General features: G+C 35.1%; 28 protein-coding genes and 1 pseudogene. 20 read left to right on the forward strand and 9 right to left on the reverse strand.

The features are described from left to right. Positions 1-9: 9 nt before the first annotated feature. From ABWU74_RS01830 to ABWU74_RS01840, 3 genes are read left to right on the forward strand one after another with little or no spacing between them, the layout of a single operon-like run. Positions 10-4,734, forward strand: a complete 4,725-nt coding sequence (locus tag ABWU74_RS01830; RefSeq protein WP_353289441.1) for an NAD-glutamate dehydrogenase — start codon at positions 10-12, stop codon at positions 4,732-4,734. 4 nt (positions 4,735-4,738) lie between these two features. Further along, complete coding sequence (locus tag ABWU74_RS01835) at positions 4,739-5,035, forward strand: hypothetical protein (RefSeq protein WP_209472739.1); 297 nt, start codon at positions 4,739-4,741, stop codon at positions 5,033-5,035. Continuing rightward, entirely contained in the window at positions 5,007-6,389 is a 1,383-nt protein-coding gene (locus tag ABWU74_RS01840; protein WP_209472737.1) for a PleD family two-component system response regulator, read from the forward strand. Before ABWU74_RS01835 ends, ABWU74_RS01840 begins: the two co-directional genes overlap by 29 nt. 122 nt (positions 6,390-6,511) lie before the next feature. Here ABWU74_RS01840 and ABWU74_RS01845 read toward each other — a convergent pair whose 3' ends face one another. From ABWU74_RS01845 to ABWU74_RS01860, 4 genes are all read right to left on the reverse strand, one after another. Next, positions 6,512-6,676 (reverse strand): hypothetical protein, encoded by a 165-nt coding sequence (locus ABWU74_RS01845; RefSeq protein ID WP_010962440.1) that lies wholly within the window; start codon positions 6,674-6,676, stop codon positions 6,512-6,514. Between the two features lie 172 nt (positions 6,677-6,848). Continuing rightward, positions 6,849-7,571, reverse strand: a complete 723-nt coding sequence (gene recO, locus ABWU74_RS01850; protein ID WP_010082260.1) for a DNA repair protein RecO — start codon at positions 7,569-7,571, stop codon at positions 6,849-6,851. Continuing rightward, a complete protein-coding gene (locus tag ABWU74_RS01855; protein WP_007548499.1) occupies positions 7,555-7,701 on the reverse strand; it encodes a hypothetical protein in 147 nt (48 codons plus the stop codon). The genes recO and ABWU74_RS01855 overlap by 17 nt, the downstream gene beginning before the upstream one ends. 76 nt (positions 7,702-7,777) lie before the next feature. Continuing rightward, positions 7,778-8,809, reverse strand: a complete 1,032-nt coding sequence (locus ABWU74_RS01860) for a YhcG family protein (protein ID WP_038199734.1) — start codon at positions 8,807-8,809, stop codon at positions 7,778-7,780. A 172-nt stretch (positions 8,810-8,981) separates the two neighbouring features. Between ABWU74_RS01860 and ABWU74_RS01865 the strand changes: the two genes are divergently transcribed. Both ABWU74_RS01865 and ABWU74_RS01870 read left to right on the forward strand, forming a co-directional pair. Continuing rightward, positions 8,982-9,602, forward strand: coding sequence for a hypothetical protein (locus ABWU74_RS01865; RefSeq protein ID WP_022626225.1), 621 nt, complete (start codon positions 8,982-8,984; stop codon positions 9,600-9,602). A 78-nt stretch (positions 9,603-9,680) separates the two neighbouring features. Beyond that, positions 9,681-9,827, forward strand: coding sequence for a hypothetical protein (locus tag ABWU74_RS01870; protein ID WP_155975170.1), 147 nt, complete (start codon positions 9,681-9,683; stop codon positions 9,825-9,827). A gap of 472 nt (positions 9,828-10,299) precedes the next feature. On the opposite strand, the gene ABWU74_RS01875 is transcribed toward ABWU74_RS01870, so the two are convergent. Further along, positions 10,300-10,638 carry an outer membrane protein assembly factor BamE gene (locus ABWU74_RS01875; protein WP_006279908.1) on the reverse strand — a complete coding sequence of 113 codons (339 nt, stop codon included), beginning with the start codon at positions 10,636-10,638 and terminating at the stop codon, positions 10,300-10,302. Positions 10,639-10,769: 131 nt separating this feature from the next. Between ABWU74_RS01875 and ABWU74_RS01880 the strand changes: the two genes are divergently transcribed. The 3 genes from ABWU74_RS01880 (at position 10,770) to tsaB (ending at position 13,593) form a co-directional block, all read left to right on the forward strand. Further along, positions 10,770-11,759, forward strand: coding sequence for a ribonucleotide-diphosphate reductase subunit beta (locus tag ABWU74_RS01880; protein WP_341820155.1), 990 nt, complete (start codon positions 10,770-10,772; stop codon positions 11,757-11,759). Between the two features lie 128 nt (positions 11,760-11,887). Beyond that, positions 11,888-13,018, forward strand: a complete 1,131-nt coding sequence (locus tag ABWU74_RS01885; RefSeq protein WP_209472733.1) for a cation:dicarboxylate symporter family transporter — start codon at positions 11,888-11,890, stop codon at positions 13,016-13,018. Then, positions 13,018-13,593: a tRNA (adenosine(37)-N6)-threonylcarbamoyltransferase complex dimerization subunit type 1 TsaB gene (tsaB, locus tag ABWU74_RS01890; protein WP_010962437.1), complete on the forward strand. Its 576-nt coding sequence runs from the start codon at positions 13,018-13,020 to the stop codon at positions 13,591-13,593. Before ABWU74_RS01885 ends, tsaB begins: the two co-directional genes overlap by 1 nt. On the opposite strand, the gene ABWU74_RS01895 is transcribed toward tsaB, so the two are convergent. Next, positions 13,588-14,211, reverse strand: coding sequence for an AAA family ATPase (locus tag ABWU74_RS01895; RefSeq protein WP_353289359.1), 624 nt, complete (start codon positions 14,209-14,211; stop codon positions 13,588-13,590). The genes tsaB and ABWU74_RS01895 overlap by 6 nt on opposite strands. 280 nt (positions 14,212-14,491) lie before the next feature. On the opposite strand from ABWU74_RS01895, the gene ABWU74_RS01900 reads away from it, so the two are divergent. From ABWU74_RS01900 to ABWU74_RS01930, 7 genes and pseudogenes are all read left to right on the forward strand, one after another. Then, on the forward strand, positions 14,492-15,202 hold the full coding sequence (locus ABWU74_RS01900) for a class II aldolase/adducin family protein (RefSeq protein WP_010082280.1): 711 nt from the start codon (positions 14,492-14,494) through the stop codon (positions 15,200-15,202). Positions 15,203-15,307: 105 nt separating this feature from the next. Continuing rightward, a complete protein-coding gene (locus ABWU74_RS01905) occupies positions 15,308-15,442 on the forward strand; it encodes an IS3 family transposase (protein WP_007548354.1) in 135 nt (44 codons plus the stop codon). After that, on the forward strand, positions 15,442-15,573 hold the full coding sequence (locus tag ABWU74_RS01910; RefSeq protein ID WP_255322265.1) for a hypothetical protein: 132 nt from the start codon (positions 15,442-15,444) through the stop codon (positions 15,571-15,573). The genes ABWU74_RS01905 and ABWU74_RS01910 overlap by 1 nt, the downstream gene beginning before the upstream one ends. A gap of 59 nt (positions 15,574-15,632) precedes the next feature. Beyond that, complete coding sequence (locus ABWU74_RS01915; RefSeq protein ID WP_080717648.1) at positions 15,633-15,779, forward strand: IS3 family transposase; 147 nt, start codon at positions 15,633-15,635, stop codon at positions 15,777-15,779. Between the two features lie 255 nt (positions 15,780-16,034). Beyond that, positions 16,035-16,205, forward strand: a complete 171-nt coding sequence (locus tag ABWU74_RS01920) for a DDE-type integrase/transposase/recombinase (RefSeq protein WP_080717647.1) — start codon at positions 16,035-16,037, stop codon at positions 16,203-16,205. Between the two features lie 256 nt (positions 16,206-16,461). Continuing rightward, entirely contained in the window at positions 16,462-17,793 is a 1,332-nt protein-coding gene (rmuC, locus tag ABWU74_RS01925) for a DNA recombination protein RmuC (protein WP_038199773.1), read from the forward strand. 85 nt (positions 17,794-17,878) lie between these two features. Beyond that, a pseudogene (locus ABWU74_RS01930) lies at positions 17,879-18,073 on the forward strand (IS256 family transposase); the annotation flags it as partial. A 760-nt stretch (positions 18,074-18,833) separates the two neighbouring features. Here the strand turns inward: ABWU74_RS01930 and ABWU74_RS01935 are convergent. Beyond that, positions 18,834-20,006, reverse strand: coding sequence for an NADH-quinone oxidoreductase subunit D (locus ABWU74_RS01935; RefSeq protein WP_010962676.1), 1,173 nt, complete (start codon positions 20,004-20,006; stop codon positions 18,834-18,836). Positions 20,007-20,281: 275 nt separating this feature from the next. Here ABWU74_RS01935 and ABWU74_RS01940 point away from each other — a divergent pair, with 275 nt between their 5' ends. From ABWU74_RS01940 to folD, 5 genes are all read left to right on the forward strand, one after another. Then, positions 20,282-21,460 carry an aspartate aminotransferase family protein gene (locus tag ABWU74_RS01940; RefSeq protein WP_006280246.1) on the forward strand — a complete coding sequence of 393 codons (1,179 nt, stop codon included), beginning with the start codon at positions 20,282-20,284 and terminating at the stop codon, positions 21,458-21,460. Positions 21,461-21,548: 88 nt separating this feature from the next. Beyond that, on the forward strand, positions 21,549-22,832 hold the full coding sequence (locus ABWU74_RS01945; protein WP_010962674.1) for an HlyC/CorC family transporter: 1,284 nt from the start codon (positions 21,549-21,551) through the stop codon (positions 22,830-22,832). A 13-nt stretch (positions 22,833-22,845) separates the two neighbouring features. Beyond that, entirely contained in the window at positions 22,846-23,112 is a 267-nt protein-coding gene (locus ABWU74_RS01950; protein WP_010082293.1) for a DUF2312 domain-containing protein, read from the forward strand. Beyond that, the gene (locus tag ABWU74_RS01955) at positions 23,105-23,680 is read left to right on the forward strand and encodes a UbiX family flavin prenyltransferase (protein ID WP_010082294.1); all 576 of its coding nucleotides are present in this window, start codon (positions 23,105-23,107) and stop codon (positions 23,678-23,680) included. Before ABWU74_RS01950 ends, ABWU74_RS01955 begins: the two co-directional genes overlap by 8 nt. Then, positions 23,664-24,542, forward strand: a complete 879-nt coding sequence (gene folD / locus ABWU74_RS01960) for a bifunctional methylenetetrahydrofolate dehydrogenase/methenyltetrahydrofolate cyclohydrolase FolD (protein ID WP_209472766.1) — start codon at positions 23,664-23,666, stop codon at positions 24,540-24,542. The genes ABWU74_RS01955 and folD overlap by 17 nt, the downstream gene beginning before the upstream one ends. Before the next feature lie 523 nt (positions 24,543-25,065). On the opposite strand, the gene ABWU74_RS01965 is transcribed toward folD, so the two are convergent. Both ABWU74_RS01965 and ABWU74_RS01970 read right to left on the reverse strand, forming a co-directional pair. Then, complete coding sequence (locus ABWU74_RS01965; RefSeq protein WP_141456809.1) at positions 25,066-25,230, reverse strand: IS3 family transposase; 165 nt, start codon at positions 25,228-25,230, stop codon at positions 25,066-25,068. Next, the gene (locus tag ABWU74_RS01970) at positions 25,223-25,384 is read right to left on the reverse strand and encodes a DDE-type integrase/transposase/recombinase (protein WP_010082071.1); all 162 of its coding nucleotides are present in this window, start codon (positions 25,382-25,384) and stop codon (positions 25,223-25,225) included. The genes ABWU74_RS01965 and ABWU74_RS01970 overlap by 8 nt, the downstream gene beginning before the upstream one ends. Positions 25,385-25,387: the final 3 nt, after the last annotated feature.

Genomic DNA, 25,387 nt, shown 5'->3' on the forward strand with positions numbered 1-25,387 from the left:
TTAAAAAAAATGTGTATAGATCATAATGTTGACACTGAGTCTTTATTTAAGTTAGCTGATCAAGAAAATCAGCAAGATAAAGAAAAAATTAAAAAATTTATTAAGTATTTTTATAGTTTTGTTTATAAAAGCGACCTAAAAGCCAATGATAAGTTTTTGCTATATATTGTAAACGATGCTTACAATTTTGTTTCTCAAAAAGAGAAAGATGAAAGTAAGTTAGTAGTAAGCAATATAGATGATATACCAGGAATAGAAGGCGATTTTACCACGATTAAGATAACAAACGATGATATGCCATTTTTGGTTGACTCCGTTATTGCAACTATTAAGTCGCACGATTTAACCATATGCTATTACAGCAACAGCATAATTAACATTAAAAGAAAAGATGGCCTAATAGACGAGATTTACTCTTTGGAAGAAAGCAATGGAGTCAAAGAGTCAGTCATATATGTAATTATCAAAGGTATAAGTGACAGCTTTGTTGATACATTAAAAGAATCTCTACAGAAAACGCTGAAAGCGGTTAATTGCGTTGTGAAAGATTGGCACTTAATGCTCAAGAAACTTGATGAGGCAAGTCTTTCTGTCATCCCAGCTGGGATCCAGGAAAAGGACACGTGGATTCCAGTGTCACGCACTGGAATGACACCAGACCGAAATCAAGAGCAAAAAGATTTTCTAGTTTGGTTAAAGAATAATAACTTCGTATTTCTAGGTTATCAAGAATATATTGCTGGTAAAGATGAAAAACTCGTCTGTGACAGCAAAAAGGACCTTGGCCTGATGAGAGTAGGTCAAAGTACGTTGATTCCTTCTGCAAACCTTGATTCCCTATACATATTGAGATCAGATCTAATCTCAATAGTCCATCGGCGTACATACATGAATTGTATAGGAGTAAAAGAATTTGATGACCAGGGTAATGTGGTAAAGGAACGGCGTTTTTTCGGGCTATTTACTTCTGTAGCGGAGGTCCAAGATATTAGAACTATTCCAATAATAAGAGATAAAGTTAAAGTTATAGAAAAAAATGCAGGGTTTGTAACCGGGGGCCACAATAACAAAGCTCTAATTTATATTTTACAAGTATTCTCATGTGATGAATTGTTCCAGTCTAATGAGGAAGAATTATTTCAAATTTGTACTTCTATTATGTCCCTTGCAATAAGACCAAGAGTCAAGTTATGCTTAAGAAGTAAGGGAGCGTTTACTAGTTGTATAGTGCTGATACCGATGCGTTATGCTAGCTCCAGGCTAATGCTCAAGATAAGCAATATATTGAAGGATGAGATAAATGCAGAAAGTTCAGATATTTATAACCACCACATTATAAACGAATATGACTTAATGAAATTGCACGTGGTGCTAAAGGCTAAAAACGCTAGTGTTCCTGATGATAAAGTTTTGCGTATCGAAAACAAATTAAGGAACATTACGGAAAAATGGGAAGATCGTTTTATAGACAATTTATATAATACTTTTAGCACTGTTGAGGATATATTCATCCGTTATTGCAAGGCATTTCCAATAAGCTATCAAGAGAGTTTCGAACCTCATGACGCATATTACGATATGAAAAAATTGGAGATAGTGAGGAAAAAAAGAGTTAGCGAGGTCGATTTAAGACTTACTCGTGACAATCTTAATTATCAATTAAAGGTTTACACTTCGAGCAATGGAGGTCTTGAATTATCGAAGATATTAAGAATTACTAAGAATTTGGGAGCTAAGATTCTATCTCATAATGGCTATTACATAGAAATTAACGGCGGAATATGGATACACCATTTTGTGTTGTCAAGAGTCGATGAATTAATAGACAACATTACTCTAAAAGAGCAATTTGAAATAACACTTGCGAAAGTGTTTAGCAAGGAAATTAAAAATGACTATTTCAATAGTTTGATCATTATTGCTGGGCTCAAGTGGAAAGAAGTGCTTCTGGTTAGAGCGTTAAGTGCTTACCTAAAGCAGACGTCATTTAACTACAATCCAGAATATATCCAAAAGGTAGTCTCAGAGCATCCAAAAATAGTAAAGTATTTGATACAACTATTTCATGCAAGATTTGATCCTAACATAGACATTGATAGAGCAGAAACTACGGACATTGTCAGAGAAAAAATTGAGGAACTTCTAAAAGAGATCAGCAATGTTTCACATGATTACGTTTTGCGCTCGATATTTAACTTGATAATGGCTATTTTAAGGACCAGTTATTATCAAGACGATAAACCATATTTATCTACAAAATTTGACTCAAGTAAAATAAATGGTTTACCTGATCCTCGTCCGTATCGTGAATTGTATATTTATTCAAACCTTTTTGAGGGAATACATCTAAGAGGAGGGAAATTAGCCCGTGGTGGCTTAAGGTGGTCGGATAGGACGGAAGATTTTCGCACTGAAGTTTTGGGGCTCATGAAAGCTCAGATGACAAAAAATGCGGTTATTGTCCCTGTTGGTGCAAAGGGTGGGTTTGTAATAAAGCAAGCTTATAAAGATAAGAATATTTTAAGAGAGAAAAGTGTTGAGTGCTATAAGAGTTTTATCAGAGGAATGCTTGATATTACTGATAACGTGGTTGATGGTAAAATAATTCCACCAGAGAATGTGATTAGGTATGATGAAGATGATCCATATCTCGTGGTTGCTGCTGATAAAGGAACTGCTTCATTTTCTGATTATGCCAACCAGATAGCCTCTGAATATAACTTTTGGCTTGGCGATGCATTTGCATCTGGTGGATCAGTAGGTTACGACCATAAGAAAATGGGTATTACAGCAAGAGGTGCATGGATTGCAGCACAAAGGCATTTTTGGAAAATGAATAAGGATATTTACCAGGATGCAACTGTTATTGGAATTGGAGATATGGCTGGCGATCTATTTGGAAACGGTATGCTGCTTTCAAAAAATATACATTTAATCGGCGCATTTAACCATATGCATATTTTTGTTGACCCAAATCCTGATGCAGAAAAGAGTTTCACAGAACGTAAACGTCTCTTTAAGTTACCATTTTCAACCTGGATGGATTATAACAAAGATTTGATCTCTCAGGGTGGCGGGGTATTTGAGCGTAGCAGCAAGCAAGTAAATCTTTCTCAAGAAATGAAAAAATGCTTTGATATAACAGAAGATATGCTACCTCCAAGTGATTTGATTAGATATCTGTTGAAAGCAAAAGTGGACTTCATATGGAATGGAGGAATTGGCACGTTTGTTAAGGCAAAGAGTGAAAATCATAGCATGGTCGGTGACAAAGCAAACGATGAGCTGAGAGTAAATGGTAAGGATATTAGAGCTTCTATGTTTATAGAGGGTGGAAATCTTGGTTGTACACAGCTTGGAAGAATAGAATATGCTGAAAGAGGTGGATATATCAATGCAGATTTTGTTGATAATTCAGCCGGAGTGATATGTTCAGACCTTGAAGTTAACATTAAGATTGCATTTGTTTCAGCTATGAAAGCAGGGGGTATTTCTTTAGAAAAAAGGAATGAAATACTGGCAAGTATGGTGGATGAAGTTGCATCCAAAGTGCTTGAGAACCACAACAAAATTGAAACAAAAGCATTACTTCTTGAGTGTTTGCAAGCTAAAGAGAGATTGGAGCAGCACCACAGGTTACTGCTCAGTTTAGAAAAATCTGGGCTGTTAAACCGAAGCGTAGAATTTCTTCCAACTGAAGAAGAGATAGCAAGGATGTTAACTGGTGCAGAAGGTTTCAGTTCTCCTCAGCTCTCTGTTCTAATGTCTTATGCTAGAACAGCAATAAAAAATGAAATTATACATTCCGATCTGTCTGAAAAAGATCTTATATCTCATGACTACTTGCTAGGTTATTTTCCTAAAAAGATGGTAACAAAGTTTAAGGATTTCATATTAAAACACCAACTTCGTAGAGAAATTATCTCTACTTGCATTGCAAATGATGTAGTGAATAGAATGGGCTGTATATTCATCAATAATTTGGCTGAGAACACTGGAATTAAGATACAAGAAGCGGTTAACATATATATTGTTGTTAACCACCTGTATGATTTAAACAGCCTGTGGCAGAAAATTGATGAATTGGATGGAAAAATTGATGTTAACTCATACTTACAAATAGTGAGGAACGTGCAGAAATTTATTGGCAGAGTATCGTTTTGGTTAGTAAAAAATCTTAGCTTTGTAGAATTGGATGATGTTACAAAATTTAAAGATGCAATTGAAACTTTAGGCCATGATGTTTTAGATGAACACCTGTTAAAGGTCTATAATCATGGATACACTTCTTTAGTGGAACTTAATATAGATAAAGATCTAGCAAAAAAAATTGCTGACCTGTGCGTTCTTACTTATGCACTGGATATTATATCTGTTGCTGAACAGACATCTTTGTCCATTCTTGATGCTGGTAAAATATACTTTGAGTTAAAGTCGCTGTTAAGATTCGATCTGATTAGAACAATTGCCATCAAGATGAAAAGCCGCTCTTCTTATTGGGATCGCAGCTTAGTTAATGATTTATTGGACGATTTAAGCAATTACCATCACAAGCTAACTGTTAAAGTCATAAAAGCTACTGATAACCCCGAAGATAAGGTTCAAACCTGGGCTTGTAATGATAAGGACTACATAGAACGTTATAATAGTTTTTTAGATGAGATGGTTGCTTCTAAACTTGATTTAAGCAAATTAATATTTATAATCAGAAGGATTAAAGTACTTGCTTCATAGGAAAATGTTCAATATAGGTCTTTCAGAAATTTTAGTTGTAGCTTTAGTGAGCATAATTGTTCTTGATAAAAATAAGGTACCTGTATTTATTGATTTTATTAAGACTATATATAGGTATTTTATAATTGTAAAGTTAAAAGCTAGGAGGTTATTGAAGGATGCCGGAATTGAAGACTTATATAAAGAATGTAATGCTGAGAAAGTAAATTACATAATTGGTAAAAATGGTAAGCTTTATCCTACTTATGATATAGATAATACATCTAAAGATAATGACAGCAAAGATTCTGGTAGTAGATGATGTACTATCTAATGTCAAGCTTTTAGAAGCTCGACTAAAAGCAGAGTACTATACGGTTATCGTAGCTCATGATGGTGAAGAAGCTATAGATTTAGTAGCAAAGCAGCAGCCTGATATTATATTACTTGATATCATGATGCCAAAGATGAATGGCTTTGAAGTTTGTAAGGAGCTAAAAAATGATCCCTTGACAACCCATATTCCAATAATTATGGTAACTGCGCTGCATGATACTCATGATAGAGTGCAAGGTATTAATGCTGGCGCGGATGATTTTCTGACTAAACCAATAAACGAAACTGCTTTATCTGCACGAATTAAGTCTCTCACACGCTTAAAGATGATTATCGATGAATTGCGTTTGAGAGGAGAAACTAACGCTGAGATTGGTGGAGTCGCAGGAAACAGTATTATGGATTATTCCAATCAGATTTTTGATGCTAACATACTTGTTATAGATGAGGATGTTCATCAAGTAGAGCAGATATATAATATATTAAAGCAACGCTTTAGGTCAATTAAAATACTGAGTGATCCAATGGAAGCATTGAAGGTTGGTATTGAGAATGGTTACGACCTGATCATTTCTGATATGCAATTTTCAAAAACTGACGGCTTGCGTTTGTGTTCTGAGTTTCGTAGTAAGGTGGAAACACGTTATACACCAATTCTGATTCTTTCTGAGGATTATGATAAAAACAATTTAGTAAAAGCACTTGATGTAGGTGCTAATGATTATTTAACAGTACCTTTGGATGAGGGTGAGCTAATAGCAAGGGTTAATTCGCAAGTAAAACGCAAAAGATATCAAGATGCCTTGAGAATGAATTTATTTAATAATGCGGAAATGTCTATAAAGGACCCATTAACTAACTGTTATAATAGAAGATATTTTGATGCACACTTAAGAAACATTGTTAAGGACTCTGTGGAAAAGGATAGAAGGTTGTCTCTTATGATACTTGATATAGACTATTTTAAGATAGTGAATGACAGTTTTGGGCATAGTGCTGGAGATGAACTTTTAAAGCAAATACAGAAAAGAATTTCTGAAAATATCAGAGTGACAGATTTACTAGCTAGGTTTGGTGGTGAGGAGTTTGTTGTTGTAATGCCAGATACCAATGTATCAGATGCGTATACTATTGCGGAGAGAATACGAAAAATTATTGCTAAAAAACCTTTTATACTTGCGGATAAAAATACAACCCACGATGTAACTGTGAGCATTGGAATTGCAGAAATGCAAGAATCTGACCTTGACAATATTAAAGAATTTATAGTACGTGCCGACAAATATTTATATAAAGCAAAAAACAGTGGTAGAAATAGAGTGGTTACTGGCTATAGCTAAAGTGGCTTAAGTTTGCCGACAACCGTCATTCCGCTACTAGTTAGCGGAATCTATGCTGAGATACCGCGAATGAATCGCGGTATGACGGTTCGCGGCAGCATGACGATAAGGTTTATACCTTGTCATTCCAGTGCTTGACACTGGAATCCAGTTTTCCATATAATCTCATCGAAAACGTTGTAACCACTTTCCATGCTAGTTTGCTTGTTCACAAGCAAACTTTTCTGGATCCCAGTGTCTGGGCACTGGGATGACATCATAGGGGCGCTGGGATGACACCCTGACAACCGTCGTCCCGCTGCTTGTTAGCTGGATCTATGCTAAGAGATACCGTGAATAAATCACGGTATGACGGTTCGCGGTGGCATGACGATAAGTTCGTCATCCCGCTACTTGTTAGCTGGATCTATGCTAAGAGATACCGCGAATGAATCGCGGTATGACGTAGGACTGCTAAAATTAAAGCGACAACATGAGGTTTCTCAGCTCTGGAAATTTCACGTTTAACTGCAAAAATAGATACTTATTTAAAAAATATCCTGTGACTTTCAGTCCTAACTGAAATTCTTGGAATGAGTAGCTGTTTTGTAGGTTATTATTGTATACATCATGTAACATTTGTGGAAAAGGTAGGAGTTTATCTGCATAATAATCTCCTACTTTTTTTGACACTGCTCTACCAGTTTTTGGAGAAATAAATTGTAAATTTTCCTTAACACCTGTTACAGCGCATTTGGATAAGTCTAACTTGAATCCCAATTGCGTAAGAAGCAGAAGCTCTAAGTTAAGATAATGGCTTTGCCAAGACTGATTGTTGTGTTTAATTACATCGATGAAATATCGAAAATTGTCATACAGCATGGCACAGGGTTCACTTTCTGGAAGCACTTTTTCTAAAATAGAGGAGAAAGAAACAATAGTAATGCTTTTTAACCTATCTTGAAAGAAATGATGGAATGGAGATTCGATTAATTCGCACTTAAAAAAACCTAGATTTTCAGGTAACTTAGCACTCCATTCTGCATGTAATAGATTACTTATCTGAAACTTATAATTGCTATTGTTTGTTAGCTTAGTTAATCCCCTGCGCTTTCCATGATTTTTTGTAAACAGAGAAAGAATTAAGTTTTTATCGCCGTATTTTTTAGCAGCTATAATGATGCCTTCATCTTTCCATCTCATTTAGAGTGTATTGACCGTATGATATATAGGATAGTGCACCTAGAGCGTGTAATCCATAAAAATCACTTACTCCGTTACTGTTTGCTTCCAAAGTTTCAAGGCTATGAGAGAGTAAGTTATTGGCTGCCACTCTTCTTCCTGAGCCTGATGCATTTCATACTGAGCTTTTGGTTTGCTAAATAATTGTTTGAATGATTTTAGTAACATTACTTTTCCTCGTCTGAAATTTTGGATAATTCAGCTTCTAATTCTTCTATCGTCGGTAAAGCTGTTTTTATGTTCTCTGGTAGATTTTCAGTTATTCGATATTCTGCTAGCCCTATTGGCTTGTTCATGTCTCGGAGTGTATATTTAGCAAGTACATCGTCTTTAGATTTACATAAGATTAACCCTATAGAAGGTTGATCTGTCGAGTGCTTCAGTAAATCATCAACTGCAGAAAGATAAAAATTCATTTTACCAGCATATTCCGGCTTAAAATCCTTATCTTTTAGTTCAATCACTACGAAGCAACGTAACTTTAAATGATAGAATAATAAATCAATATAAAAGTCTTTATTACCAACATCTAAATGAAATTGTCTACCAACAAATGCAAATCCTTCACCGAGTTCTAACAGAAATTTTTCCATATGCCCTACGAGTCCTTTTTCTACTTCTCTTTCATGAGCATCCTTACCTATACTTAAAAAATCAAAAATATACGGATCTTTTAATGTGTAATGTGCTAGATCGGATTGTGGAGATGGTAATTTTTCTTTAAAATTAGTTATTGCTTTTCCTTGACGTTTATGTAGTCCAAGTTCTATCTGCATCACCATAATGTTACGTGACCAGCCATGTTCAATAGCTTTTTTTACATAAAATAATCTTATTTCATGACTTTCTATTTTTTCCAAAAGAGTGATATTGTGATACCAAGTTAATTGTGCAAGAGGCTCCTGCACAAATTCAACATCAGGATATTCTTCGGCAAACTTACGCATATACTTCAGATTTCTCATGCTAAAGCCTTTCATTTCTGGAAATGTACTTCTCAAATCCTTACTTAATTGATCAATTACCTTAGCTCCCCAGGTATGTTCTTTTTGGCGTTTTAGGATCTCTGTACCAATATGGTGGTAAAGCAAAATAAGCTTACTATTTACTGCAAGTGCTGCTTTATAACGGTTTGTTGCAATATGATCCTTCAATTGCTCTAAAAATTCTGTATATTCTTTTGCTATAATTTTTGTCATACGGTTCCTTTTAATCCATCATACAATTCCTTTGTCTGTCGAGAAGACAATCTTCCGCTTGCCTTCAGCTTTGAAGGGATTCCTTATTGACTTCAAACTCGTCCATCAACTAAAATATATTGACTTTACGTGCAATATTAGCTTTAAACCAGTAAAACAAGCTGCTTAACATATGCGTTTTTTCTATTCGAATTATATTCTTTTTTTGTCTTTATGTTGTTTTTTGCTTTTTTCGTTATCTTCAACAAAAGCCCAAACGAATGATACGTTAGCTGTTCCTATACCACAAAGGAAAAAAGAAATAGTTGAGCACACTGTTGTAGCACAACCGAGGCAAATTATCGAAATGCAAGAAGAAGTCATTATTAACGAGGGTAAAGAATTCATTCCAATTCCAAAAAGAAAAAAAAGTGTAGAGAAAAAACTAAGAAGGGATGTTAGAGGGGCAAAAAATGAAATAGGAAACGAAAAAAGCGTTGAGAGCAAAAAGGATGAATTAGTTGTAACAGAAATTATTAACTCTATAAGAGACAAGCTCACAAAATGCTGGAGCATTCCTGAAAGCATAGCTTACAAAGAAAATTTTAATATAAAAATTAACTTATTGTTATCCAGTCAAGGCGAGATAATTATGGCGGATGTAGCAGACAGTGATTCCTATCGAAATAATCCACTTTTCAGGTCGATAGCAGATAATGCAATGCGTGCAGTATATAAATGTAGCCCATTGACCGGCTTGCCTACTCAGCACCACCACATTTGGCGTGAAGTAACACTAGATTTTATTCTATAGCTAAAGTAATTCTATAATTTAATAAGCCCACTGTATCCGTTCAGGATAGCAGCAAGGTAGTATAACCATAGAGTAAAAGTGAGTTTACAACAAATGGTGTCATCCCAGTGCTTGACACTGGGATGGCTTTGTTGCATCGCTACTTATGAAAGGCTAACTATAGTTAGGATTATAAGCAACCTATTGAAAATCTTGTTTTTTTGCAATCAATCTGATCAAATTTAAGAATAGTAATTTGTTATTTATATTAATAAATTTAATTCTATTGAAAATAGCTAAAGCATTGAAATTCTTGAATTTTAGCCGGATTGGTAAATGGTAGTGAAATTTCTTTTACTCAAATTTAGGTATTCATTGACCGTTCTTGTTATAAATACCAGAATAATAAGCTACTGATATTCCCTATCTTTTTTATCTTTAATCCATCATAGCTAGCGATGCAACAAAGCCCACTGGGATCCAGTTTTCTTTACAAATTCACCAAAAGTGCTTCATTCTATAACGCAAAACCCATACTTACCAAACCCAATGCATTACTTGCAATTAAGTTTCCTGGATCCAAGTAGTCTGGGCACTGCCGTCATAAAGGAACTAGTGTCAGCTACTTTCATGACACCCTTCTGGTAGGCCCAAATCGCAATGTTCGTACAGTTATGGAATGAACCGCGGTATGACGTAGGAAGATCTGAGCAAACTTTCAATCAGAAACAGCCAAAGATCTCTCTAAGATGTCAGTTTCTTTTGTATCTTCAACTTTACCGTCCTGGTCGAATGAAATTTGCAGAGACTTACTACTATACTTCCTTTTTCCTAAAAAATTGGCTTGTTTAATTTTATATGAGACATAGTACCAAACATTGTCATCGAACTTTGATACTAATGTTGGTGATCCTAAAGTGTGAACCACTTTTTCTTTATCGTCACCTACTTTTATCTTGCTCCACAATTCAACACTAATGCCAGGAGCTCCGTGATTGTGAATAGTGTGAGTGCAGCTCACTGTAAATAATAAAATAAAAGATATTAATACTCGCATTTCTGTTGATAAATTACTTGAAGCTATAATACACTAATAAATTATCTGCCGTCAAATTTCAAAAAAGTTAAATTGACTGATTCTCAATATCACTTAATATAATATTTACTTTAGAAAATAATAGGTGTCTTATGTCATTGTTAGAAGCAGATCCAATATACAAACCTTTTAATTACCCTTGGGCGTATGATGCGTGGCTGCAGCAACAAAGAATCCATTGGATACCTGAAGAAGTTCCGCTCGCTGATGACGTGAAGGATTGGAAAGCTAAACTTTCAAGTGTAGAAAAAAATCTACTAACCCAGATCTTTAGATTTTTTACTCAGGCAGACATTGAAGTAAATAACTGCTACATGAGGCATTATTCAAATATATTTAAGCCAACAGAAATATGCATGATGCTTGCAAGCTTTTCCAATATGGAAACCATACACATTGCAGCTTATTCTTATCTTTTAGACACAATTGGCATGCCAGAAAGTGAGTATCAAGCATTTTTAAAGTATGATGCTATGAGAAAGAAATATGAATATATGTTGGAATTCGAGGAAAGCAAAAAACACGATAAAAAACATGTAGCTAAAACTCTAGCAGTGTTTGGTGCATTCACTGAAGGGTTGCAGTTATTTGCATCATTTGCAATTTTGCTCAATTTCCAACGTTTTGGAAAAATGAAAGGAATGGGGCAGATAATCGCCTGGTCAGCCCGTGATGAAACTTTGCACACCAATTCAATTATCATGTTATTTAATACATTTATTAAAGAGAATAATGAAATTTGGGACAACGAGTTTAAAGAGGAATTATATTCTGCATGTCGCACCATCGTTGAACTTGAGGACGAATTCATAAAGCTTGCCTTTGATTTAGGAGATGTTGAAGGACTATCCGCAGAAGAAGTGCGCAATTACATACGCTACGTAGCAAACAGACGGTTAATGCAATTAGGTCTTGAGTCCATATATGATGTCAATGATAATCCTATTCCGTGGCTTGATGAAATACTAAATGGCGTTGAACATACGAATTTCTTTGAAAATAGAGTAACAGAGTATAGCCGCGCAGCAACTCAAGGCACGTGGGAAGAAGCTTTTACTGAAAATGACACGAATAATAAGTGAATGCTAATTTCACTCTTTTTTGTCATTCCACTTTCATTACACCATTTGCTGTGCAGTTTAGACAGTTTTGCTTTACTTAACAACTAACTTACCATATATATGTCCATAGGACATTGGTATATAAGAACGTGCTACAACTATTAATCTTACTCACGGTCATCACTTCAGCTGCATTCTTTGGTCATTTAGTTCCAATGGAAGTAAAAACCTTCTTGTACTCAACGAGCCTTAGTATAAAAGAGGTTTTGCTATTTATAATGCCTTTTATTATTTTTGCGTTAATCTTTAGCAGTGTTAACAATCTTAAGCAGTCAGCTATAAAGTTCATATTGTTACTTATTATAATGATCTTCTTATCGAATCTGGCTTCAAGTTTAATAGCTTATTCTGTTGGGCACTTTATCATACAAAACACTTATTCAATACAAGATATAACGTATGAAGAAACAATTGTTCCCTTATGGTCGTTTAGACTGCCTGCATTGCTTTCTAATTTTTATGCCCTTGCTTGTGGATTTGTGTCCAGCATAGTAGTGTCCACACTGCTACCCAAAAAAAGCAGAGAGCTTTCGAACAAAATGTTAGATTTAACTCTCTTTATTTTGAAGACGTTTTTGACGCCGATTATTCCAATATTTGTACTTGGGCTTGCTTTAAAAATGCAGCATGATCAAGTTTTATCTATAATATTTAAGGATTACTCAATAATTTTCATTATTATAGCATCTGCAACCTACCTTTATGTTTTCCTCTTATATGGAGCAGCAAATTCATTCAAGATCACAAGCTGGATAGCTAGTATAGGCAATATGATACCGGCATTTATTACTGCAATGAGCACAATGTCTAGTAATGCAACTATGCCGCTTACTCTTGAAGGAAGCAAAAAAAATGTAAAGCAACCTGACATAGCATCGTCTGTTGTGCCAATAACTGCTAGCTTTCATTTAGTAGGTGATTGCTTTTTTATTATAATATTATCAATGATAATTGCCTCCGGTTATTCATTGTGCACAACAGACTATGTAACTTTCCTTCTCTATTTTTTGTTATTTAAGTTTGCTATCGTGGCAGTTCCGGCAGGAGGAATTATGGTAATGCTACCTATTCTTGAGAAATACCTCAAATTTTCTCCAGAAATGCTTTCGTTAATCACAGCACTGTATATAGTGTTTGATCCAATAATCACTTCAGCAAACGTTATAGGTAATGGTGCCTTTGCTATAATGTTTACAAAACTCTATGATAAGCTTAAGTAATGTCTATTTTAGCGATTGATACTGTAGGTATTGGTAGTTCAATAGCAATAGTTGATTATGATGGTAACTGTTTTGTAGAGCACAATTCCGCCAGCAACAATCATGCAGAATCATTTTTTCAAATTCTGAATACTTTGTTTGATAAGCACAACTATAATTATGATAAAATAGATCATTTAGTGGTAGTAGTTGGACCAGGAAGTTTCACTGGAATTAGAGTTGGTATATCAGCTGCACAAGGTATAAATCTTGCCACAAATAAGCCATTATACGGAGTTAGTGCGCTGGAAGTTCAAGCCTACGCAATATCTTTGCTTTGTACGAATAACAAAAAAAATATCAGAGCTATAGTCAAAAATGCTCAAGGGTTTTATACGCAGTTATTTGATTTCAATTTATTGCCACTATCTGCACCTGGATCCCAGTGTCACGCTACAAGCAGTACACATATGGATTGCAATTTAAATGCTAGCCATGCAGGGCTATTAGTCCGTTATAGATTAGAGAACAAGCAAAAATTAAATGAAGTTGAAGCTCTATATTTAAATGAGCCTCAGTATATGAAATCATTATAGACTATTCTTTCGCGTACATGCAATGTTACTAAGCTTGTGCATCTGGTTTACTATCTCTTGAGCTACTTCTTTTATACTCATATCTGAATTTTCTATCTCTATGGCACTTGGTGGTATAAATAAATCGTCAGTCCTAAATTTCTCTACAATGCTATTTAGATTAATCACCTTCCTATTTTTTTTTTGCCTTTTTAATGCAATACGCTTTTGTAATGTCGGTAGATCACACCTAAGTACCACAGGAAGGATTTCTGTGTTCATTTTTTTACTAAGCCTTACTATTGAATCATACATCCTCATGTTCTGGTCATTATTTTCCATCAACTCATCAATAAATATGTAATTTTTTGAGTGAATCGGATAATTTTCTATTACCTGAAGCATAATTTGCATAATGCCATATATTCTATCTTGAACTTCTTTAGGTATTTGATCACGTTCAAAGACACCATCGTATATAGAGCAAGCTTGAACATTGTTATAGAACTTACTATTTACAATTAATGCGTTTATCATATTAGATAATTCTATTGCTGTGGAAAGTTTACCACTTCCCGAAAGACCAGAGAGATATATGAAAAATCCTGCTGGCTGTTTTTTTGTGTTAATATTTACCATATTATTTTCAATCTTGAAACTTACATTTATAATAACATAAAAATGAAGCTTTAAAACATATGAAATATTATATAGAAAATTATTTTTGTAGTTAAGATATTATGTAATTTAAAAACATAAATTCTGTATATAAACTCTATAATAACGATAACTATTTTTAAGCAAGCTACAACACAAAAGTGTTTGGTATTCAGAAAGCAAGACAGAGTGGCATAGACTTATTAGTTTACTACAAGTCTCTTTTCGCGTATAAACCTTCAGAAGATTCTAACAGAGGATTGTGTTGTTAACAAAGAGCAGAGTAAAAAGGGATCTAGTCTATGCCTATCAGATTTTGTCCTACCTTAAGTTCGATGATCATACATATACTCACCTTTCAGTGCGTTCTGAAGATCAAAAGTCGTTTTATATTTATCCGTTTGGTATGCGTTTTGATGAAGTAGATGAACGTTCGTTAATGAAAGTATCATTTGATGGAGATGTAATTGAAGGCAAAGAATATCAATATAATAGAACTGGCTATATAATTCATGGTTTTGTTTATCAAGCAAGGAAAGATATTCAAGCAATTTTTCACTTGCATACACCTTCTATTGTAGCGGTTTCTTCTCTCAAAGATGGGCTGCTTCCTATAAGTCAATGGGCACTGCACTTTTACAATAAAATCTCTTACCATAATTATAATTCCCTAGCACTTAGCGATACAGAAGGAAAGAGGTTAATAGCTGATCTGAAAGAAAATTTTGTCATGTTAATGCGTAATCATGGATCTATAACGTGTGGTCGGACTATACAAGAAGCAATGTTTTACTCGTATCATTTAGAACAAGCGTGCAAAACTCAATGTTTAACGTTAGCAATGAATAAGGAGTTATCAATTCCAAGTGAAGAAATTTGCTCAAAAGCTGTAAAGGATCTCCTATCTTTTGAAAGCAATCTTGGTGAGAGGGATTGGCACGCATGGGTTAGACTAATTAAAAGTAAGTTGTAAGAGACTTTCGCACTACTATCTGTCATCCAAGTAGTGACCTTACCCAGAAAAAGTAGAGAGAAAGTTAAGACGTTTTTGGAGTAAAATAAAACGTTTTTTCAAAATATGACAAATAGAAGAGAATATACAGCAGAATTCAAATTAGAAGCTGTTAAGCTGGTTAAAGAAACAGGTCAAGCAAGTACAAAAATAGCAAAAGATCTAGGTATAGATGGCAGTATGTTAAGTAAGAAAATATAATGGAAAAATGTCTGGAGCATACGCATTTCCAGGCAAAGGCTCCTTATGACAAAGAAAGATTTGATCTAAAAAAAGAGCTAATAAGAGAAAGAGACATCTTAAAAAAAGCCCTGGGCAAAGAAAAAGAGTAAAGTATTCTTTTATATAGAAATTGCTATAAAACACAGGAACTATGTAGGGTTTTGTACTGGTGGTATGGGTTGCTAAGGAAAAAAGCAGTAAAGAATTAGCAAAAGAAGGGCTTCTAGCAGATATTCAAAAAATACATCAAGCTTCTAAATGCAGATATGGAGCCCCTAAAATTCACGCTGAATTAAAAGCTTTAGGCAAAAATTAAAACAGTACAAAGTGTTATGCAAGAAAATGGCATTAAAGCCAAGTTTAGACGAAGGTTCAAAAATAAAAAACAGCAAATAAGCAACCGAGTTGTGGCTCCGAACACATTGGATCAAAATTTTACTACTGATCAGCCAAATAAAGTTTGGGATTACCTACATAAAAACTAAAGAAGGTTGTTGGCGGCAATAATTGACCTATATTCACGCATGGTGGTTAATGAGTAACATGATAATTAGTTATAGATTCTTTATTGATGGCCGTTGATAAACGCAAACCCGATAAAAATCTGCTGTTACATAGCGATCAAGGGTCACAGTATACCTCTCAAAATTACCAATTTCTATTGAATACAAAAAACATCATTTCCAGCATGAGCCATAAGGGCTGTTGTTACGATAACTCTGTTGCAGAAAAGTTCACTTAAAAGGGAGCTGCTTATTGATACTTCTCGCTCAACAAACCAGAACTACCATATTTGAATACATAGAAATCTTTTATAACAAATAACGTAGACATTCTACTATTAACTATTGCATTCCTGCACAATTTATTCTCATGATAAAAACGTCTTAACTTTCTCTCTACTTTTTCTGGGTAAGGTCACCTCTTTAGGTGCTCCTTTTTTCTTTCTTATACACACAAAAATCATATAGAATTGTAAATACAGCTTTTTTATTCTGATGCTTTTCAATTCTATAGCTCTGGTTGTCTCTCTATTACTATTTTTCTACATTATCGTAAAAAAACTGAGCGAAAAGAAAGCAAACCTTGAGGGTAATTTATGTAAATTAGAGCAAGAACTTCAAGAAACAAAGCAAACTTTGCTTACGAAGAATGAAGAAATAGTTGATTTAAGGGTCAAAAAAGCAGAACTTGAAGTAACTCTGCAAAAAGAACGTGAGGAAAAGAAAAAGGAAATAGAATTACTAACAAAAGCAGAGGAGAGATTAACAAACACTTTTAAAGCGCTCTCTCTTGATGCTTTGCAGACAAATAACAATAATTTTCTGAACTTAGCAAAGGAAGTAATCGATAGTAAATTAAAAGAAACGGAAAGCGATTTCAAAAAAAGACAAGCAACGATCAACGAAGTTGTAACTCCAATAAAAGAAAAATTAGAAAAATTTGATAATGAAATACGCGAGCTGGAAAAAGAGAGGGTAGGGGCCTATGAAGGTTTAAAGGAGCAAATTGGAGCGCTGATGAACCAAACTTCCAGCCTTGCTAATGCCTTGAGAAAGCCTCACATCAGAGGAAAGTGGGGTGAAATGCAACTCAAAAGGGTGGTAGAAATGGCGGGAATGATTGAATATTGCGATTTTTTTACTCAGCCGTCAGTGGTTGATAAAAACGAGGATAATTTATTGCGTCCTGATTTAATAATCAAAATGCCATCTGGAAAGCAAATAATAATAGATGCTAAAGTGCCGCTTGATTCTTACATGGATGCTATATCACAAAATGATTTGCAAATACAAAAGGAGAAATTAAAGAATCATTCCCTGGCAATAAAAAAACACATAAATGATTTGGGTAAAAAAGAGTATTGGAATCAATTTGAAAATACGCCAGAACTTGTGGTGCTTTTCTTAACAGGGGAGGGGGTTTTTAGCGCAGCACTGGAATATGAGCCTGCTTTGATAGAGATTGGAGTGGAAAAAAAAGTGATCATTGCAACACCGATCACTCTAATTGCGTTGCTGAGAGCAATAGCGTATGGATGGAAGCAAGAGATGATAGCTGAAAACGCAAAGAAAATCAGTGAACTAGGTCATATTTTATATGAGCGCATTTGCACAATGGGTGAAAACTTTGATAATTTGCGCAGGAGCTTAAAAAGTGCTGTTGATCATTATAATAAAACTGCTGGCTCTCTTGAAGCAAGGGTGTTTCCTGCTGCTCGAGAATTCAATAAGCTTGGTATACATGCAAAAAATAAAAGTTTAAGTGCTGCAAAGGAATTAGAGTCTTTACCACGCAGTTTACATACTGAGGAGCTGAAAGTAGATTAGGCATCTTAACAGGGAATGTTCAAAAAAGTGTGTCAAACCAAAAAAAAAAGTAATAAATTGATATAAAAAAAATGGAGGTTTGACAATGAGTCAGAAAGTAGTAAACAGAACTACCGGTTTGGTAGATTACAAAGAACTGGAAGCAAATATACTGTCATCAATAAGGGAAGGCAGACCATTAACAGGAAGGGATGGAGCATTTACACCATTTATAAAAAAGCTGCTGGAGGCAAGTTTGGAAGGTGAAATAGAAAATCACTTATTAGCTGAAAGTGAAGAGAGGGTTTGGTTGGAAGAAGTGGAGTAGCGAATGGATATACAAAACGCTGGGTCTATATTCAGACTATAGAATAAGGTATTACAAACCGAAAGCATCACCAGCACAATATGTTATAAACTTTGGTAAAGAATCTGCTAGGAAAGCGTAGTGCGGATGCTGCGTTTGACGAGGCGGGAGCTGGAAACGTTAACATGGGAATTTGGATTGAGGCCTATTGTGAAAACAATGGATCAGCCACCAAACCCTAAAGTAGGCGCGCCAGTTCTTGACCCTACATATTTTTTTGAAGGTTAAATCCAGCTTAGGGTCGAGAAACTTAGATAAAGCCATAGCCAAAGTGTTTAAAAATATTAATAATTATACACACAATTATTCAACCATATTTTTGAAGATAGCTATGCCGCCGCGGTATCTCTTAGCCGCTAACAAGTAGCGGGATGACGATTGTTGGTAAATCTAAGTCAGTTTAGCTATAGGCAGCAATTTTCTGTATTTATTTTAAATTGAAGGAAGCTCAAATGAAAGATCATGTTTTGCTAAAAATCACAGAATGCAGTCTAACAGTGAACGGTTACGCTTTTGATCAAAAATGTTGTATAGTACACAATCAATTTTTCTGGATCCAAGTAGTCAAGGCACTGCCTTTGTGTTTGAGGCAAAATCGGCTATAACACTTAACATACTGCCTTTGCAAACAAATGTTCGTACAGTTATGTGTCAGCTACTTGCATGACGCCATTGCCTGAACGGGTACCAATGATTACCTATCAATCTCACCAAAAACTATATCGAGTGAGCCAATAATTGCTGCAACGTCAGCAAGCATGTGTCCTTTTGCCATAAAGTCTAAGGCTTGTAAATGCGCAAAGCCAGGTGCTCTTATTCGGCACCTATAAGGTCTATTGGTACCATCTGAAACTATATACACTCCAAACTCACCTTTTGGTGCCTCAACAACTGCGTAAGCCTCACCTTCTGGTACGTGATATCCTTCTGAATAGAGCTTAAAATGGTGAATCAGAGCTTCCATAGATTTTTTCATCTCTGCTCTTGACGGTGGAGAAATTTTTCTATCTTCAGTTTTTATTTGCCCTTCAGGCATTTTCTCTATGCACTGCTTCACCAAACTGATAGATTGCCTAATCTCTGCCATTCTAACTAGATAACGGTCATAACAGTCGCCATTTTGGCCGATCGGTATATCAAAATCTAGTTGATCATATATCTCATATGGCTGGCTTTTTCGCAAATCCCAAGCAAGCCCAGCAGCGCGCAACATTGGGCCACTAAAGCCCCAATCAAGTGCCTGTTTAATTGATATTTCACTAATTCCTACAGTGCGTTGCTTCCATATCCTATTTTCTGTTAAAAGTTCATCAACATCGTCTATATATTTTGGAAATTGCTCTATAAACTTTGCAATATCCTCAATCAAATCTTCTGGAACATCTGCTGCAATTCCACCTGGCCTGATGTAAGCTGCGTGAAACCTTGCACCTGAAGCTCTTTCGTAAAATTCCAGTATTTTTTCTCTTTCTTCAAAGAGCCATAAAAGAGGGGTCATTGCTCCAACATCAAGTGCTTGAGAAGAAACGTTCAGTAAATGATTTAGTATTCTCGTCAGTTCACAAAACAAGACACGTAAATACTTTGCCCTAATTGGCACTTCACATTGCAACAATTTCTCCACACAAAGTGAATATGCATGCTCTTGTGACATTGGTGATACGTAATCAAGGCGATCAAAATAAGGCAAAGCTTGAAGATACGTTTTATGTTCTATTAATTTTTCAGTACCGCGGTGCAAAAGCCCAATATGGGGATCTGCCCTCTCGATCACTTCACCATCCATCTCTAAAACAAGACGCAACACTCCATGTGCAGCTGGGTGCTGAGGTCCAAAATTTAACATCATTGTCTTTAGATCGGGCATGTCCAGTAGTTTAAGATATTAAAATTGTATAGGCTAAAGTGCGCTCAAAGTCAATAAACTTCTTGCATAGGCTACAACTATCATTCAATAGAAACAAAAACTTTTACAATGGCTAATAAGTGTTGGTAAAACCAAGTCACTTTAGCTATAGAATGACAAAAAAGGTTTGCATTAGCCAAATTTTTAGTTGAAGTAGCATAAGAGGTTAAAGGAAAAGCTTTGTGTTAATGGATTCATTTCAGGTATAGTATAGATAATACCACAATACTTATAAAATGGATCATGTTGTTAATGCGTATAATAGACTTGACACTCCTATAGTCAGGGGAGAAGGGGCATATCTTTTTGATAAAGATGGTAAAAAATATTTAGATTTTGCTGCAGGTATTTCTACAACTTCTTTAGGGCATTGTCATCCATACATTACAGATAAGCTGAAAGAGCAATCGAGCTCATTATGGCACTGCTCTAACATTTTCACTATTCCCGAGCAAGAAAGGCTTGCCGAGCGTTTAACAACCCTTACTTTTGCAGATAAAGTTTTTTTCTGCTCAAGTGGGCTTGAAGCAACAGAAGCTGCAATTAAGTTTATTCGTCGTTACTTTTATTCAAAAGGGCAAGCAAAACGTAATCGTATTATTACAATTGAAGGAGGCTTTCATGGCCGCAGTATTGCTGCAATTTCTGCTGGAGGCAATGAAAAATCACGCGAAGGTTTTGCTCCGCTCCTTTCTGGTTTTGATAAAGTGCCAAGAAATGACATTAAAGCATTAGAAGAAAAAATCAACAATGAAATAGCTGCTGTATTTTTAGAGCCCATACAAAGCGAAGGTGGAGTATATCCACTAGACGTAGAATATCTTCAAAAAGTAAGGGAAATAACAAAAGCTCAAGGAATAATTTTGTGCTTTGATGAAGTGCAGTGCGGATATGGACGCATCGGTTCTTTATTTCATTATCAAAATGTCGGCATTGAACCTGATATGCTAACCTGTGCGAAGGCTATGGGTAACGGTTTTCCTGTAGCTGCATGTTTAGTGAAAGATTATATAGCAGAAGCAATTACTCCAGGAACTCATGGATCAACCTATGGTGGCAATCCACTTGCCATGACTGTTGGTAATGCAGTGCTCGATATAATGCTAAAAGAAGGCTTTTTTGATCATGTTAAAAGAATTAGTAAATATTTAAAAGAAAAGCTGTTGCTTTTAGCTAAAGAATTTCCTGAGATGATTTTAGAAGTTCGTGGAGAAGGGTTACTAATGGGAATAGAACTAGCAACTCTTGTAGCTGATAAAATTATTAGTCGATCTCTTGATAAAGGTTTAATAATAACTAGGGTTTTAAACAACAAAGTAGTAAGGGTAACCCCACCACTTATCATTGAGGATGAGCATGTGAACGCAGCGTGTAATATGCTTTATGATTTGTTTTTTAAGATTAAAGGTATATAAAATTCGGCAATATAAATTCAGGCTTGCAAATGCCTCTCATAACATGTAAAATTAATTTTATTTTTTATCACAATAACATCGTACTTTAATGGATTGGTTATTGGTCTTAGTATCATCAGCAATTTTTGTTTTGTTAGTTTTATCGTTTTTGTTCTCAGGAGCAGAAATAGGCTTAACCTCAATTAGCCGTTCTCGAGTTAATAAGCTAAAGCTAGACGGTAACAAAAAAGCCAGGGTAATAGATCGCTTATTAAATAGGAAAGAATTGACAATAGGAACGGTATTGCTCGGCAATACAATTATTAATATTACTTGCTCTGCTTTATTTACAGCAATATTTATCAATCTTTTTGGAAATGAGGGCATTCTCCTATCAACAATTATAATGACATTTTGTATTTTATTGTTCTGCGAAGTTCTACCAAAAACTTATGCTATTCAAAATCCTGAAAAATTTGCATCATTTTCTGCTTATTTTGTATTGTTTTTTGTAAAGATTTTTTCTCCATTGACACTAGGTATTCAATTTATTGTTAACCTCATCCTAAAATTATGTGGGCTGCATAAAGATAAGGAAGTGATATCTGCAGCGGATGCAATGCGTAATATGATTACTCTTCACCGCAGTGAAGGAACTATGTTGCAACAGGATTTAGATATGCTAAGCAGCATACTTGATTTGGCTGAGACAGAGATATCACAAATTATGACCCATAGAAGAAACCTATTTTCTCTTGATATAGATCGGAATAAAGAAGAGTTAATAAGAGAGATTTTAACCAGCAGTCACAGTAGAGTACCTTTATGGCAGAAGGAACCAGATAACATTGTAGGTGTAATTCACGTGAAAGCTCTAATAAATGCTTTGCGTGAAAAGAATAATAAAGCGGAAGAAGTTGACATTACCCAAGTTATGTCAAGGCCTTGGTTCATACCAGAAAGTACACCGCTCAGCGTGCAACTTCACAACTTCCGTAAGAACAGGAAACACCTTGCATTTGTTATTGATGAGTATGGAGCACTGCAGGGAATTGTAACTCTTGAGGATATACTGGAAGAAATAGTTGGAGAAATTTCGGATGAACATGATTTGATTACGGAGAATTTTATAAAGAAAATATCTGATAATATGTATCACATAGAAGGAAAATCTACTATTAGGGACATTAACAGGCAGTTATACTGGAATCTCCCTGATGAAGAAGCTACAACTCTAGCAGGTATGATTGTGAATGAAATAGAGCGCATTCCTGACGAAGGCGAGGAGTTTTCCATGTATGGTTTTCGCTTTAAGATTTTAAAAAAAGATAAAAATATTATTACTGTTGTTGAAGTGCAAGTAAAAATTGGTAATATTAGTGGCAGCAATTAATTAGTGGAGTTTCATGGAAGATACAGTAAAAATAACGGCTGAAGAGTTGAAGGGTTACATAGAGAGAATCGAAAAACTTGAACAAGAAAAGAGGGATGTGCAAGATCACATTCGTGATGTATATGCAAAAGCCGCAGATGAAGGTTGGGATATAAAAGTGATGAAACAAATTATTAGGCTGAGGAAGATGGATGATGATGACAGAGAGGAACAAGAAATATTGCTTGATACCTATAAACGTGCATTGGGAATGAGCTACGAAGAAGAGTTAAGTGAATAGCAGAATTGTAATTGGAATAAGTGGAGCATCTGGTTCTATTTACGGTGTGCGTATTTTAGAAGCGTTGAAAGACGTCGATTATGAAACTCATTTAGTGATAAGTCGTGCTGGGAAAGTAACTTTAGCTCACGAGATTAAAGAAAAACTTGAAGATATTACATCACTTGCAGATTTTTACTATTCTGAAGAAAAGATTGGAGAAAAAATAGCAAGCGGCTCATTTAAAACCTCAGGGATGATTGTAGCACCATGCTCTATGAAGACAATGTCTGAAATCGCATCAGGTGTTACTTCCAATCTATTGACAAGGGCTGCAGATGTAACGCTAAAAGAAAGAAGAAAGTTAGTTCTTATGGTGCGAGAGTCACCACTGCATCTTGGGCATTTACAAAATATGTTAAAATTAACGGAGATGGGAGCAATTATTGCTCCACCAGTGCCTGCTTTTTATATTAAACCGAAATCGTTGGATGATATTATTAATCATTCTGTTGGCAAAGTATTGGATTTATTTGATATCAAATTACCCGACTTTAAGGAGTGGCAAGGAAGTGACAATTATTATTGATGGTAAAAAAATAGCAAACGACCTATGTGAGAGGCTATCACAAAAAATTGATATTTTAAAGAGAGAGTATAACATTTTTCCTTGCCTGAAAGTAATTCTCATGGGTAGCAATCCAGCAAGTCAGGTTTATGTTCGCAACAAACAGAAAAAAGCAGAATCAATAGGCATAAGTTCTGAGACCATTGTTTTGCCTAATAATATTTTAGAAGATGAATTAATTGAAAAAATCAATGAATTAAATGAAGATCCATCTGTGCATGGCATTTTAGTGCAATTGCCTTTACCAAATCATATTAGTGCAAGCAGAGTAATTAACACAGTAAGTGTTGAAAAAGATGTAGATGGCTTTCATGATGAAAACGTTGGCAAATTAGTTAAAGGTGAAAAAAACTGCCTTATACCTTGCACTCCTAAAGGTTCTTTGCATTTAATTAAGTCAATTGAAGAGAACCTTTCCGGTAAAAACGCAGTGGTAATTGGTAGGTCAAATATCGTGGGCAAGCCAATGTTTTACCTGCTATTGCAAGAAAACTGCACTGTCACCATCTTGCATTCACAAAGCAAGGATTTAGCTGAATATTGCTCTAAAGCGGATATAGTAGTTGCAGCAGTCGGAAAGCCAAATTTTGTTCAAGCAGACTGGATAAAGAAAGGTGCAATAGTGATCGATGTTGGCATAAATAGCGTTAACGTAGGAAAGCTTGTAGGTGATGTTGACTTTGAAGGAATAAAAGGGAAAGCCAAAGCTATGACCCCAGTACCCGGGGGCGTTGGCCCAATGACCATTGCATTTCTAATGATGAACACTGTTATTGCTGCTTGCTTGCAAAAGGGAGTTGATGCTTCTGATTTCATTAGTTGAGGTATGAAGAGGAAAGCTATATGAAGATAGAATGTACCATATCACAATTAATAAAAAATTGAGATTTTTGAAATTCCTCAGTAGTCAAATTTATTAAATATTTAGGATCATCATCTATTCTTTTTTCTCTACAAGTATAGCTAAAGTGGCTTAGGTTTACCTACAATTTGAAAAACAACAAATTCGTCATTCCGCTACTCGTTAGCGGAATCTATGCTGAGATACCGCGGCGGTATGACGTAGGGAAACCTTTCTTGGGTTAGCTATAGTTAGTGGAATTGCAAAGTTTCTAGGCATAAAAAGCTTTGAACCTAATATATGAGCCAAACTTGATTTTCCAACCGTAGATACACCTGTAATAAAAATAATAGTCTTCATTTTGTGAATTTACTTGCTATATGAACTATCGGAGAAATTTTTTTATAGTTTATAGTATCTGACCTTACCCAGAAAAAGTGGAGAGAAAGTTTGGAATGTTTTTCACAAAGAGAATGATGAATCAAAATGCTCAGGAATGCAATAGTTAATAGTGACGTTGTTTGTTATAAAAAATTTCTATATATTCAAATATAGCAGTTTTGATATGCTGTTTAGAGTGCCGAGAGGTGTCTATTGGTAACTCCCTTTTTAGAGAACTGAAGAAGCTTTCCACAACAGAATTGTCGTAACAACAGCCTTTATTACTCATCTATATTCTTTACAGCTAAGAGATATTGATACCCTTGCGCAGTATATTGTGAACCTTGGTCACTGTGCAGCAGTAGATTTTTAACAGGTTTACGCCTATTAATGGCCATTAATAAAGAGTTCATAACCAATTGTTTATTTATTGCACTACTCATTAA

This window comes from Wolbachia endosymbiont (group A) of Paraperithous gnathaulax, from assembly GCF_964028485.1.
In the GTDB taxonomy this organism is placed as follows: Bacteria; Pseudomonadota; Alphaproteobacteria; order Rickettsiales; family Anaplasmataceae; genus Wolbachia; species Wolbachia pipientis.